At 63.7% G+C, this 12,986-nt stretch carries 12 protein-coding genes; 5 read left to right on the forward strand and 7 right to left on the reverse strand.

The genetic code is table 11. The annotated features are described in order from the left end of the window. From Y707_RS0110410 to Y707_RS0110425, 4 genes are all read right to left on the reverse strand, one after another. On the reverse strand, nucleotides 1–1,251 hold a 1,251-nt coding region (locus Y707_RS0110410), incomplete at its 3' end, for a dihydroxyacetone kinase family protein (RefSeq protein ID WP_026535042.1). A 27-nt stretch (nucleotides 1,252–1,278) separates the two neighbouring features. Beyond that, nucleotides 1,279–2,274, reverse strand: coding sequence for a sugar phosphate isomerase/epimerase family protein (locus Y707_RS0110415; RefSeq protein ID WP_026535043.1), 996 nt, complete (start codon nucleotides 2,272–2,274; stop codon nucleotides 1,279–1,281). An 80-nt stretch (nucleotides 2,275–2,354) separates the two neighbouring features. Further along, complete coding sequence (locus Y707_RS0110420) at nucleotides 2,355–3,050, reverse strand: GntR family transcriptional regulator (protein WP_026535044.1); 696 nt, start codon at nucleotides 3,048–3,050, stop codon at nucleotides 2,355–2,357. A 35-nt stretch (nucleotides 3,051–3,085) separates the two neighbouring features. Then, nucleotides 3,086–4,027 (reverse strand): aldose 1-epimerase family protein, encoded by a 942-nt coding sequence (locus Y707_RS0110425; protein WP_253905127.1) that lies wholly within the window; start codon nucleotides 4,025–4,027, stop codon nucleotides 3,086–3,088. A 64-nt stretch (nucleotides 4,028–4,091) separates the two neighbouring features. On the opposite strand from Y707_RS0110425, the gene Y707_RS0110430 reads away from it, so the two are divergent. The 5 genes from Y707_RS0110430 (at nucleotide 4,092) to Y707_RS25050 (ending at nucleotide 9,417) form a co-directional block, all read left to right on the forward strand. Further along, nucleotides 4,092–5,522, forward strand: a complete 1,431-nt coding sequence (locus Y707_RS0110430; protein WP_026535046.1) for a lipase maturation factor family protein — start codon at nucleotides 4,092–4,094, stop codon at nucleotides 5,520–5,522. 116 nt (nucleotides 5,523–5,638) lie between these two features. After that, nucleotides 5,639–6,550 (forward strand): Nramp family divalent metal transporter, encoded by a 912-nt coding sequence (locus Y707_RS32770; RefSeq protein ID WP_253905128.1) that lies wholly within the window; start codon nucleotides 5,639–5,641, stop codon nucleotides 6,548–6,550. Next, entirely contained in the window at nucleotides 6,550–6,999 is a 450-nt protein-coding gene (locus tag Y707_RS32775) for a hypothetical protein (protein WP_253905129.1), read from the forward strand. The genes Y707_RS32770 and Y707_RS32775 overlap by 1 nt, the downstream gene beginning before the upstream one ends. 50 nt (nucleotides 7,000–7,049) lie before the next feature. Further along, nucleotides 7,050–8,093, forward strand: coding sequence for a zinc-binding dehydrogenase (locus Y707_RS0110440; RefSeq protein ID WP_026535047.1), 1,044 nt, complete (start codon nucleotides 7,050–7,052; stop codon nucleotides 8,091–8,093). A gap of 55 nt (nucleotides 8,094–8,148) precedes the next feature. After that, on the forward strand, nucleotides 8,149–9,417 hold the full coding sequence (locus Y707_RS25050) for a multidrug effflux MFS transporter (protein ID WP_051441867.1): 1,269 nt from the start codon (nucleotides 8,149–8,151) through the stop codon (nucleotides 9,415–9,417). Nucleotides 9,418–9,454: 37 nt separating this feature from the next. Here Y707_RS25050 and araA read toward each other — a convergent pair whose 3' ends face one another. The 3 genes from araA to Y707_RS25055 form a co-directional block, all read right to left on the reverse strand. Beyond that, a complete protein-coding gene (araA, locus tag Y707_RS0110450; RefSeq protein ID WP_026535048.1) occupies nucleotides 9,455–10,975 on the reverse strand; it encodes an L-arabinose isomerase in 1,521 nt (506 codons plus the stop codon). Between the two features lie 45 nt (nucleotides 10,976–11,020). Beyond that, nucleotides 11,021–11,722 carry an L-ribulose-5-phosphate 4-epimerase gene (locus Y707_RS0110455; RefSeq protein WP_026535049.1) on the reverse strand — a complete coding sequence of 234 codons (702 nt, stop codon included), beginning with the start codon at nucleotides 11,720–11,722 and terminating at the stop codon, nucleotides 11,021–11,023. Next, a partial coding sequence (locus tag Y707_RS25055; RefSeq protein WP_035781209.1) for a ribulokinase occupies nucleotides 11,719–12,986 on the reverse strand: 1,268 nt, incomplete at its 5' end. The genes Y707_RS0110455 and Y707_RS25055, both read right to left, overlap by 4 nt.

Raw genomic sequence — 12,986 nt, forward strand, 5'->3', positions numbered from 1 at the left:
GGAAGCCTCCGCAGCAGCAGCCGCGGCATCGGCGGCAGCGTCGGCCCCGCGGCGCATTCCAATACCGTGGTCGCCGTCGCCGGCAATGGCGTCCATCCGCCCCAGCTCTTCTTCATGCTCGACGACGACGGCGCGCACCGCTTCCAGCAGCGCTGCGGCACCGGCACTCAAGCCGGCGGCGGCCGCCGTCGCCGGTTCTGCTGCTTCTGCTACCGCATCGGCCAGCTGCTCGACGTCGCGGTGCGGGCGCGCGGTAAGGTTGCCCTTCCGGTAGGCGGGAGTGTCGGCCGGTGCGGACCAGTAGGTCTCGAGTTCGTCGTCGAGCCACAGCAGGGTCAGGGACAGGCCGGACATATCCAGGCTGGTGACCAGTTCACCGCACTCGGGTTCGACGGGTTCGAGTCCGGCCGCTGTCAGCAGCGACTCGATCTTGCCGAAGAGGAGGAACAGTTCCTCATACTTAACGGTCCCCAAACCGTTGACGATCGGCACCACCCTGGTGCCGGCGTCGTCGGGTTTGTCCTTCAGCAACCGGCTCACCAGCAGCTCCGCCAGTTCGGAAGCGGAGGGCATCGCCTGATCGGAGATTCCCGGTTCACCATGGATGCCGAGCCCCAGGGACATGTGCCGTTCGGGGACGTGGAACAGTGGCTCCGATGCGCCGGGCAGGGTGCAGCCGTCAAAGGCAACGCCCAGCGAGCGCGTGCGGTAATTAGTCTTGATTGCCAGCCGTTCGACGTCGTCGAGGTTGAGTCCGGCCTCGGCAGCCGCGCCGGCAATCTTGAAGACTGTCAGGTCGCCGGCGATTCCGCGGCGCTTCTCGATCTCGTCAAGCGGGGCGCTGGCAATGTCATCGGTGACGACGACGGTGCGCGTCTCGATTCCTTCGGCATTCAGCCGCAGCTGCGCCTGGCCGAAGTGAAGTACATCGCCGGCGTAATTGCCGTAGCTCAACAGAACGCCGCCGCCCGCATGGGCAGTTTTGGAAACGCGGTAGGCCTGGCTGGCAGAGGGCGAGGCAAACATATTGCCGCACACCGAACCGGCGGCAAGGCCTTGTCCGACCAGCCCGGCGAAGGCGGGATAGTGGCCGGAACCGCCGCCGATCACGAGGGCCACCTGGCCATCTGTCATCTCAGTCGACCGCACCACACCGCCGTCGACTCTGGCAACGTAACGGCGGTTCGCCGCCACAAAACCGTCCAGCGCTTCATCCGCGAAGTCGCTGGGGTCATCGAAAATCCGTGTCATAGTTCCTCGAATCCGATTGCAGTATGGTCAGCGCGCGGCGTGGGCCGGCTGCTGACGGCCTTGGGCCACCAGGGATTCGCCCAATACGTAGCCTTCCGTCTTGGGCAGAATCTTGTTGCGCAGGTAGTCCTGATTGCTCGCCGAAACGCTCAACCCATCCCCACCATAGTGCTCCGTGCAGATAATGCCCTGGAAACCGAATGACAGCGCCGTCTTGAACGCCTCGCGGTAGCTGATGAGACCCGTTTCGAGTGGAGCCGGCACAGCAACATAGTAGCCGCGCGCCACGTCCTCGTCACGGGAGTAGTTCTTCACATGCCAGTAATTGGCGTAGGGAACGGTCTTGGCGATCATTTCCTGCACCGACTCGATGGGGCGGTGCAACCGGATCAGGTTGCCCATGTCCGGGTTCAGTCCGACGTTGGGCAGGTCGATGTCCTGGACCAGCTGCGCGGCGGAGTCGCCGGTGCCCAGATAGGTGTCTTCGTAGAGTTCGAGGGACAGCAGCAGTCCGAGGTCCGCGGCATGCCGGCCCAATTCCTGCAGGCGGGAAACGGCCTTGTTCCAGGTGTCCTTGTCGCCGACCGGATCCTTGTGGCCTTCAACGGTCCAGAACCAAAGTTGCTTCTGCTGTTCCGGCGTCAACGCTTGATGCAGTCCGAAGGACACGACCTCGCAGCCAAGCTGGGCTCCGGCTTCGAGTGTCCGGTGGCTGTAGGCAAGGTTGTCTTCCCAGTTCTGCTCATCGATCACGCTGCGGCGGATGGCCGAGATGGCCGGTGCACCGATGCCAACATTGTCAGCGGCGCGCTTCAGTTCATCCAGCCGGTCGCTGGAGAGATCGCCGGGGTGGATCCAGGAATCAAACAGGTCGACGTTGGAGAATCCGGCTTCCTTAACTTCCCGGAAGACACCCTCCCAAACGGACGGGTCGGCATCTTCGTTGCGGACGCCGTCGGCACCCTTGTTGGGAAACTGCAGCAGTGCTGCGGTGATCGGCCAGTTTTCGGCAGTATAGGGCATGTCAGGAGCTCCATCGCAGTAATCATGTTTCCTATAGGATGTACCGATATAGCGCTCCGTGTCAATACTTGCGGGGTCCGTCAGGTTTTATCGACGCTCTCGACGCTGTCCTGGATCGAGCGCTGTTTGACCCCATTGAGGTGCGCCACCATGGCCTCACGGGCCGCGGCCGGATCTCCTGCGGCGAAGGCATCGAGGATCTTCGTATGCTCGGCGATGGCGCTTTCCGCATCAGTCACGCCCAGTCCGGCGAAGAAGCGGAACCGCTGGACCTGCCCACCCAAGGTGTTGTAGGCGGAGAGGATGAACGGGTTATCCGCATGTTCAGCGATCAACCGGTGGAAATCCTCATCGGCCTTCCAATAGTCCCGGAACTCCGCGTAGGACGTTCCCGTCGGAGAAGACCGCAGCGCCTCAATGGTCTGCTCGAGTTCTTTATAGAGTTCCGGAGTGGAGTGCCCGCAGGCCCGCTCGGCGTTGACCGGTTCGATCACGAGCCTGGCGTCGACGAGTTGCTCGAGCTCCTTCGGCGTAAACAGCGGCGCCACCTTATACCCGCGCAGGGCAACCCGCCGGACCATGCCGGTATGTTCCAGCCTGGCCAGCGCCTCCCTGACCGGCGTCGGAGATACCTCCAGCTCGCGTGCGATCCCGTCGATGCTGATACCGGCTCCGGCCTCAAACCGACCGTCGATCAACGAAGCCATCAGCTCTTCGTAGACGTAGTCGGCCAGGACCTGTCGGTTCAGTACGCGCCGTGGTCGGATTTCCGTCATGGATAAATCCTATAGGCTCGACGCCTTTCGCGTTTTCAGGAGGCGAAAATGCTCCAGCCCGCAGTGTGCGCCGCTCCCGGCTCCAGCCGGATCAGGTCGGTGCCGCTGTTGAAGGCGTCGGGCGGGCACGTCATGGGTTCGACGGCGAGTCCCAGGCGGTTGGGAAGCGGTTCCGGCTTGTCCGCGGTGTGCACCTGCAACCACGGGCAAGTCCGGTCCCAGCTCATGCCGACGCCGGTTCCTGCCGGGTCACGCAGCAGCAAAGCGGCACGCCCCTCCGCATCCCAATTGATGTCGGTGAACGCGTGGTCGATCTCAACGCTGCCGATCGTCCGCGGAGTCCGGAAATCGAACTCATGACCCTGAACCATCGCGGTCTCCAACGGCAGGAGCCGGTCCTCGGTCACCTCAAGGAAGGTATCGGCAGGAAGTTCGAGAACCCACTCCTCCAGCGGCGATGTGCCGACCACCAGGTAGGGATGCGGGCAGACGCCGTAGGGCGCCGGGCGGTCGCCGGTATTGGTCGCTGTGACCGTCGTATGGAGGCCGCCGTCGTCGTCGAGCCCGTACTGCACTTCGAGACGGAGCCGGAACGGATAACCGGCCGTTGGCTCAAGTTCACAGGTCAGGGTTACGGATGAATCGCGATGGTCCTGTAGCTGCCATTCACGGTCAAACACCAGCCCATGCAGAGCGGTATTCCGTTCCGGTTCATTCATCTCCGCTTGGTACTGCGTGCCGTCGAAGGTGTAAGTCCCGTCGGCAATGCGGTTGGGCCAGGGGGCTGCGATCACCCCGCGGTAATCGGGGATGGGAGCGCCGGCGTCGAAGCTAATAACCAGGTCGCGGCCGCGGTGCTGCAGCTGACGCAGCGCCGCACCTTGGGCAACGATGACGGCGTCGTAGTCCCCCGCGCTGATGGCGTATTCGGTTCCAGTCAATTGCCCGCGTTTGGTGCTACCTGCGTTTCCGTTCACAATCCCGCTTCCACTCCGCTATGCCCTTGGTTCCAGTCCACCGGACAGCTTATATCGTTGAAGTATGGAGTGGTTGGGAGGCGCACTCGGCGCCGAGGGCTACGAAGTCGGCCGGCAGATCCTGCAGCGCGGAGTAGCGGCGGTCTACCTGATTGGCTTCCTCTCCGCTGTACGTCAGTTTCCGGCACTGCTGGGTGAAAACGGCCTGCTCCCGGTGCCCCGGTTCCTGGAAATGGCTGGAAAGCGGGCCGGGCCGACCATTTTCCGTTGGCGCTACTCCGACCGCATTCTTGTTGCTGTCGCCTGGGCAGGGAGTCTCATCTCGATCCTGCTGGTGCTTGGCCTTCCGCAGACCGGACCGCCCTGGCTTCCGATGCTCGCGTTCCTGATCATCTGGGGCCTTTACATGTCGATTGTGAATGTGGGACAGGTTTTCTACGGATTCGGATGGGAGAGCCTGTTGTTGGAGTCCGGTTTCCTGGTGGCGGCCCTGGGCTCGAACGACGTGGCACCACCGTTGCTGACGCTGTTGGCAATCCGATGGCTGGTCTTCCGCCTGGAATTCGGCGCCGGCATGATAAAGATGCGCGGTGACCGCTCCTGGCGCGACCTCACCGCCCTTCACTACCACCACGAAACCCAGCCGATGCCGAACCCGGCCAGTCGGTTCTTCCATCTGTTGCCCAAACCGCTGCACCGCATCGAGGTCGCCGTCAGCCACTTCACCCAGCTGGTTGTGCCGTTCTTCCTGTTCGCTCCGCAACCACTGGCCGGGTTTGCCGCCGTCGTCATCATCATCACGCAGGTCTGGCTGGTGGTTTCCGGAAACTTCGCCTGGCTGAACTGGCTGACTTTGATCCTGACCTTCAGCGCTGTGCCGGATTCCTTCTACCACGCGCTACTGCCAACCCTTTCCATTGACCCTGTCTACGGCCCCACGCCGGTGTGGTTCGCCGTCGTCGTCGTCCTCATGACCCTGTTCATCGCGTACCTGAGTTGGCAGCCGCTGCGGAACCTCTTCGCCCGCCGGCAGCTGATGAACGCCAGTTTCAACCGCTTTCACCTGTGCGACGCATACGGCGCGTTCGGGAGCGTGACGAAAGTGCGCTATGAGGTGATCGTGGAAGGAACAATGGACGACGGCGGGCCAGGCTCCCGCTGGCAGGCGTACGAATTCAAGGGGAAACCCGGCGATCCGGCCCGCCGGACGCGGCAATATGCGCCCTACCATCTTCGGCTGGACTGGCTGATGTGGTTCCTTGCGCTTGGGTCCGACGGCGGCTGGTTCACTCCGTTGCTGGCGAAGCTTTTGCAAGCTGATACGAAAATACTGAAGTTGCTGCGCATCGACCCCTTCGACGGCAGGCGGCCCCGGTATGTGCGCGCGCGGGTGTTCCGCTACCGGTTCTCTACCCGGCGGGAGAAGCGGGAGACCGGCCTTTGGTGGATGCGGGATTATGTCGGGATGCTGGTGGAGCCCGTGTCGCGGAAGTGAGAATGCAACTTATGGCAATTCCTTTTCCTCCATAGCGGCCAGCACCTATTGTCCTTGAAGGTCTGGCAGCCGCACCGGTGAGGTTGCCTCGTGGCGAAGCGTTGCGCGGATCCAGCTTGGCGGATCCGTATGCCCTGAACCCCCGCGATATCCAGGACCCACCCACGACGTTGCGCGGCAAATTCCGGTTCCTGGGACCGGGCATGATCACGTCGGCGGCCGTCGTCGGATCCGGAGAACTGCTTACGGCGACGGCGTTGGGCGCGGAAGTTGGGTTCCTTCTCCTGTGGCTGGTGCTCGTCTCCACCTTCATCAAGGTGTGGGTGCAAATCGAGCTGGGCCGCTGGTCCATCTCCACCGGCAAGGTCGCGGTGACCGGCTACAACGAGGTCCCGCCGAAGATCGGCAAGCGCGGCTGGATGGCCTGGCTCGTGCTGCTCATGTTCGTCCAGTTCCTCACCAGCCAGGCGGGCGTCATCAGTGCCTCGGCATTCGCCTTCTCCGCGTTGATGCCAATCGGCGGTGACCCCTTTTCCTTTGTGTCGATCGGCAGCTGGGTGGCCATCCTGGTGGCCATTGCGATCGCAATCCACCTGACAAACAGGTACACCGTGGTCGAGCGGATTTCGACCTCCCTCGTGGTGCTCGTCGGCGTTTTCGCCGTCGTCATGGTGTTCGCAATCCAAGGCACGGAGTTCTCCTGGACCGCCGGCGATGTGATGGACGGCATGCGGTTCCAGGTTGCCATTGGTTCCTTCGGCGTGGCGCTTTCGATGTTCGGCCTGACCGGTGTTGGCGCCGGTGAAATCACCGCCTATACCTATTGGTGCGTCGAAAAGGGCTATGCCGCCTGGTCGGGCAAGAACGACGGATCGGAGGCTTGGATGAAGCGTGCCCGCGGCTGGATCTCCGTCATGAAGCTCGATGCCTGGGTGGCATGGTTCGTCTACACCATCTCCACAGCCGCTTTCTACATCCTCGGGGCCGCAGTTCTCCACCCACAGGGCATCGTTCCCGCGATGAGGTGATGACCACGATTTCCAGCATCTTCTCGACGGAGGTTGGACAGTGGGGCGCCGTGGTGTTCCTCGTCGGTGCGGGCCTCGCACTGTTCAAGACGATCATTGCCAACGTTCCAAGTTTGGGACGCCAGGTCGGCAATACGCTGGCTGTGTTCGGCGCCTTCGACTGGAACAACCAGGTCAAGCGCGACCGCTGGATGCGCGCCATCATGATCATCCTGCCCATTGTCTGGGGGCTGTTTGGCACCATCGTGTCCTCGCCGCTGGCCCTGGTGGTCCTGGCCTGCATCCTCAACGCTGTGTTTCTGATGGGCGTCGCGGCCGCCACGGTCTACCTCTCCCACCGGCAGACCGATCCGCTGGTCAAGGACGGTAAGTTCTTCACGATTATGCTCGTGCTATCCGCTGTCGCCGTCTTCTTCGTCGGCGTCATGGGCCTTGTGAACATGTTCTAAGGTCCGACGACGGAAAGCAGCAGACGACGGCGGAAGGCAGGGAGCACACTATGAAGGCAGTCATCGTCCATGGCAAGAACGACCTGAGGGTCGAAGAGACGGCGGATCCGGTCTGTGGGCCGGACGGGATTCTCGTGGAGCTGGCCTGGGGCGGGATCTGCGGCTCTGACATCGCCTACTGGAAACACGGCGCCTCAGGCACCGCTGTTCTGTCAGATCCGCTGGTGCTTGGCCACGAAGTTTCCGGCCGCGTGGTCCAGATCGGGGCGAAGGCAGCTGAGGCGGTGGCCGCGCTCGGAGCCGACGTCGGAACGCAAGTGACGCTCCACCCCGCGACACTGGCCGGCAACCACAAAGTAGTGCCGGAGCTGGCTGCCCGGACCAATCTCTGGCCGGAGGTCCGCTACTTGGGTTCCGCTGCATTCCACCCTCACGAACAGGGCGCCTTCAGCCGGTACCGCACCGTACGCCCGGACCAATTGCGCATTGTGCCCGAGGATGTATCGCTGAAGGAGGCCGCAGTTGCCGAGCCGTTCGGCGTGGCATTGCACGCCATCTCCCGCGCCGGCGAGATGGCTGGCCGGACGGTGTTGGTCAATGGTTGCGGACCGATCGGTGCTTTGGCCGTTGCCGCAGCCAAGGCCGCCGGGGCAAAGTGCGTGATCGCCGCGGACCTCGCCGACGATGCGCTGGACGTCGCCCGCCGGATGGGTGCCGACGAAACGGTAAATCCCAGTCGGGGCGGCGGCCTGCCCACTGACGTCGACGTCGCGATCGAGGCTTCCGGCGCACCTCGTGCCCTGGGCGGCGTGATTGCGGCAGTTCGGCGCGGCGGAGTTATGGTCCAGGTCGGTAACCTTCCCGCCGGCGATGTTCAGGCGGCGCTCGGGAACATCGTGACCCGCGAAATCGACTACCGCGGTTCCTACCGGTTCGTCGACGAAATCAACCAGGCCCTAGAGCTGATGGCCGGCGGGGTCGACGTTGGACCACTAATGACCCATGAAGTGGACATCGAAGACGCGCTCCGCGGATTCGAGCTCGCTGCAGACCGCTCCACCGGTTCGTCAAAGGTAATGATCCGGCTCAACTGAACATTCAGGGCCGGTCCCGAAGACAGGCCTCGTGACCTTCGCTAGGGTTGAGTGAGTGACCGACGTCCCAGGAAACCGCCCCCGTTACGTACCCGGCGTCAAGTATGTCCTGATGCTCGGGGCGCTGGCCGCGTTGCCTGCCCTGTCGACGGACATGTACCTTCCGTCGCTGCCGGACGTGGCCGACGATCTCCAGGCGAGCCAGGCCGCCGTGCAGTTCACTTTGTCGGCGATGCTCATCGGCGGCGGTTTCGGCCAGCTCGTCATCGGTCCGTTGTCCGACCGGTTCGGACGCCGGTTGCCACTGATGGTGGGGATCTCGCTGCACATCGTCATCTCCATGGCATGCTCCATCGCTCCTGATATTGCCACGCTCATTGGACTGCGGATCCTGCAGGGGTTCTTCAACGCCGCGGCCGCCGTCGTAGCAATTGCCGTGATCCGCGACCGTTTCATCGGTTCAGATGCGGCACGACTGATGTCACGGCTGGTGCTCGTCATTGGTGTAGCGCCGCTGTTCGCGCCATCGATCGGGCAGGTCATTGCTGATCAGTGGCATTGGCGCGCCGTCTTCTATGCCCTGGCACTCATCGGCCTGGCCTTGGTTGTCATTGTGTGGAAGTGGATGCCGGAGACGCTGCCCGTTGAAAGCCGCCGTGGAGGCCGGCCGCGCCAGATCGTGCAGTCGTACTGGTTTCTGCTGCGCGACCGTCAGTTTATGTCCCTGGCAATCGTCCCCGGACTCGGGCTCGGCGTCATTATGAGCTATGTGGTGGGTTCGCCGTTCGTGTTCCAGAATCAGTATGGTCTCAGTGGGTCCCAATTCGCTCTTGTCTTCGCGCTTAATGGCGTGGTGCTGATTATCTCGGCGCAGGTCAACGCCAGTCTGGTGCGCAGGGTTGCGCCAGCGAAAATTTTGCGCGCTGGCGTACTCGCGCAGTTCACATTCGGAGTGGTGCTGCTGCTGATCGTCGTCACCGGTGCCGGCGGGCTGACCGGTGTTCTGGTCGGCCTTTGGCTGATCTTCGCTACCCAGGGCATGATCCCTGCGAATGCTACTGTTCTCGCGCTTAACAACTACGGGCATATGGCGGGCACGGCTTCGGCTGTCATGGGGGCGCTCAAGTCCGGCATTGCGGGGATCGTCAGCCCGTTGGTCGGATTCCTGGGCGGCGGTGCGCTCTCCATGGCCGGCGTGATGGTGGGGATTGTTGCCATGACGGTGACAGTCCTGCTCGTCGGCACTCCGGTCTACCGGAAGGGTGGCTGGAGAGAACTCGAATTCCAGACGCATGAAGATGTCGCGATGGATCGCAAGCAGTAAGCCTGAAACCGTGCGGTGTTCACGGTCCAGGATGAACTTATAGGCCGCCCGCGAGCTTGTAATACGCCTGGTTCCAGCGGATTTCCTTCTTGAACTGCCCCAGTGAGGTGTCCTCGTCGATCAACAGCAGCTCGGTCTGTGCCATTTCGGCGAAATCCTCGAATGCCTCAACGCCAGCGCCGGTCGACAGTACCGTGTGGTGCGCGGCGCCGGCGGTGAGCCAGGCCGCGGCCGAGGTGGCGAAGTCCGGCTTCGGCTCCCACAGTGCGCGGGCGACCGGCAGGTTCGGGAGCGGCTCGTCGAGGGGAACGACGTCGACGGCGTTGGCCACCAGCCGGAACCGGTCGCGCATGTCCGACAGCGCGACGACGACGCCGGCACCCGGGTCGGCATCGAACACCAGCCGGACGGGATCTTCGCGGCCGCCGATACCCAGCGGATGGATTTCGAGGCGCGGCTTGGAGGTGGTCAGCGAGGGGCAGACCTCCAGCATGTGCGCGCCAAGGATCTTCTCCTGCCCGGGCACCAGATGGTAGGTGTAGTCCTCCATCAGGGACGCGCCGCCGGGCAGGCCGGAACCCATCACCTTCGCGGCGCGGACCAGGATCGCGGTCTTCCAGTCACCTTCGGCGCCGAAACCATAGCCGTCAGCCATCAGCCGCTGGACCGCCAGCCCGGGAAGCTGGCGAAGCTCGCCCAGGTCCTCGAACGACGTCGTGAAGGCAGCCGAGCCGGACGCTTCCAGGAAACTGCGCAGCCCCAGTTCGATCCGGGCGCCGTAGCGGAGCGACTCGTGCCGCTCCCCGTGGACGCGCAGCTCCGGTGCCACGTCGTAAATGTCCTCGTACTCGGCCACCAGCTTGTCGACGTCGTACTCCGGCGCCGAATGCACCGCGTCGGCCAGCTCGTTGACGGACCAGGTATTGACCGAAACGCCGAAACGCAGCTCGGCCTCGGTCTTGTCCCCCTCGGTGACGGCGACGTTGCGCATGTTGTCACCGAACCGGGTGAGCTTCAGCGAGCGGATGGAAGCCCAACCCGCAGCGGCGCGCTGCCACGTCCCGATCTGGCGGACGACGACGGGATTGGAAACGTGCCCGACGACGGTCTTGCGCGGGACGCCGAGCCGGGACTGGATGTAGCCGAACTCCCGGTCGCCGTGCGCGGCCTGGTTCAGGTTCATGAAGTCGAAATCGAGGTCCGCCCATGGCAGCTCCACGTTGATCTGCGTGTGCAGGTGGAGCAGCGGCTTGCGCAGCTCATCGAGTCCGCGGATCCACATTTTGGCCGGAGAGAAGGTGTGCATCCACGCCGAAACGCCGATGACGTGATCCGCCGCGTTGGCCTCCAGCGCCGTGCGCCGGATCGCGTCCGAATCGGTCAGCACCGGCTTCCAGACAATCCGGACCGGCACCTCACTGGCCACGTTCAGCCTCTCGGCGATCTGCTGCGACTGCTCGGCGACCTGCCGCAGGACGTCCTCGCCGTAGAGGTGCTGGCTGCCTGTCAGGAACCAGACTTCGTACCCGTCCAGCGATGTCGATGATGCGTTATTCAAGTTTCTCCTTAGTGGAAGGTGGCCGCGTCGGCCGGAGTTATGGCGTTACTCAGCAGCAGAGCCGGCCGGCTGGCCGTAGACGTTCTGATAACGGGCGTAGAGCGAAGCGACTTGGGCTGCCTCGATGAGCAGCGGCTGGCCAAGCTGGCGGGACACGTGCACCGTCCTCGCGACTTCCTCGCACATCACGGCGGCCTTCACCGCGGCCCGGGCGTCCTTGCCAATGGTGAAGGGGCCGTGGTTCTTCATCAGCACGGCCGGCGAGTTCGAGGTCCGGAGCGTTTCGACGATGCCCTGGCCGATCGAGTCGTCACCAATCAGCGCGAACGGCCCGATCGGAATCTCCCCGCCGAACTCGTCCGCCATCATCGTCAGCACGCACGGAATCGCTTCGCCACGCGCGGCCCAAGCGGTGGCGTAGGTCGAATGCGTATGCACGACGCCGCCCACCTCGGGCATGTGCCGGTAGACATAAGCATGCGCAGCAGTGTCCGACGACGGCGAGAAGCCTGGGTTGCCCCACTGGCCAGCGACCGGGATGCCATATAGATCGGTGACCACCATCGACTCGGGGATGAGGTCGGCATAGGAGACGCCGGATGGCTTGATCACCATCAACTCCTCCCCCGGAACGCGCGCCGACACATTGCCCGCCGTCCAGACGACGAGTTCATTGCGGACCAGCTCCGCGTGGAGTTCGCAGACCTCGATCCGGAGCCGATGGATCGACTCGAGCAGCACACTCATGCGGACACCGGCGTCGTGGATGTTGAAGCATGGGCAGCGTTACCGCCGCCGGCACCGCCATCAGCGGAAGATGACACCGGCGTCGTCGTCGCTGCACGTTGAATGGCTTTCAGCCGGTGCATTACCTCGTTGGCTCCGCGGCCGAAGTAGTCGTGCAGCGCGGTGTACTCCGCGAACAGCGCCTCATAGGCTTCCTGATTCTCCGGAACCGGCGTGTACACGTCTGCCGGGTCGCTGCCCATCGCTTCGGACGCCGCCTTCACATCGGCATACGCGCTCGCCGCCACCGCGGCATGGATGGCCGATCCCAGCGCCGGCGCCTGAGTGGAGCCGATCGTGGACAGCTGCAGTCCTGTGACATCGGCGTAAATCTGCATCAGCAGCGGGTTCTTCACCAGTCCCCCGGCGACCACGAGCTCGCGCACCGGAACGCCCGAGGAGTTGAACGCATCGACGATGGTGCGGGTGCCGAAGGCGGTGGCCTCCAGGAGCGCGCGGTAAGTGTCTTCCGGATTGGTCGCCAGAGTCTGCCCGACAACGACGCCGGAGAGTTCATGGTCGACCAGCACCGAACGGTTCCCGCTGTGCCAGTCCAGGGCAATCAGTCCGTGTTCGCCGATCCGCTGCTCGGATGCCAGCTCGGTCAGGTACTCGTGCACCCCTAGACCCTTCGCGGCCGCGGCTTCCGAGTACGCTGCCGGAACGCAGTTGTTCACGAACCAGCCGAAGATGTCGCCGACACCGCTCTGGCCAGCTTCATAACCCCAGCGCCCGTCCAGGATGCCGCCGTCGACCACGCCGCACATGCCCGGCACCTGGGCCAGGCCCTCCCCGTTCATCACGTGGCAGGTAGACGTTCCCATGATCGCGACCATCTGGCCAGGTTCAACCGCCCGGGCTGCGGGGGCTGTGACGTGTGCGTCGACGTTCCCGACTGCCACGGCGATTCCTGCCGGAAGCCCTGTCCAGGCAGCTGCCTCCTCGGTGAGCGTCCCGGCGGCTTCGCCCAGCTGACCGATCCGGTGCTCCACTTTGGCCTCGACGAAGTCCTTGAACTCCGGATTCAGCGCGGACAGAAAATCCTCGGAAGGGTACTCGCCGTCCTGGTAAATACCCTTGTAGCCGGCGGTGCACGCGTTGCGGACATACCCGCCTGCAAGCTGCCAAACGATCCAGTCCGCGGCCTCCACCCAGTGGTCCATGGCGGCGTAAACCTCCGGATCCTCCTCCAGCACCTGCAGGCCCTTGGCGAACTCCCACTCGG

The sequence above is a fragment of the Arthrobacter sp. H14 genome (assembly GCF_000520495.1).
Taxonomy (GTDB): Bacteria; Actinomycetota; Actinomycetes; order Actinomycetales; family Micrococcaceae; genus Arthrobacter_C.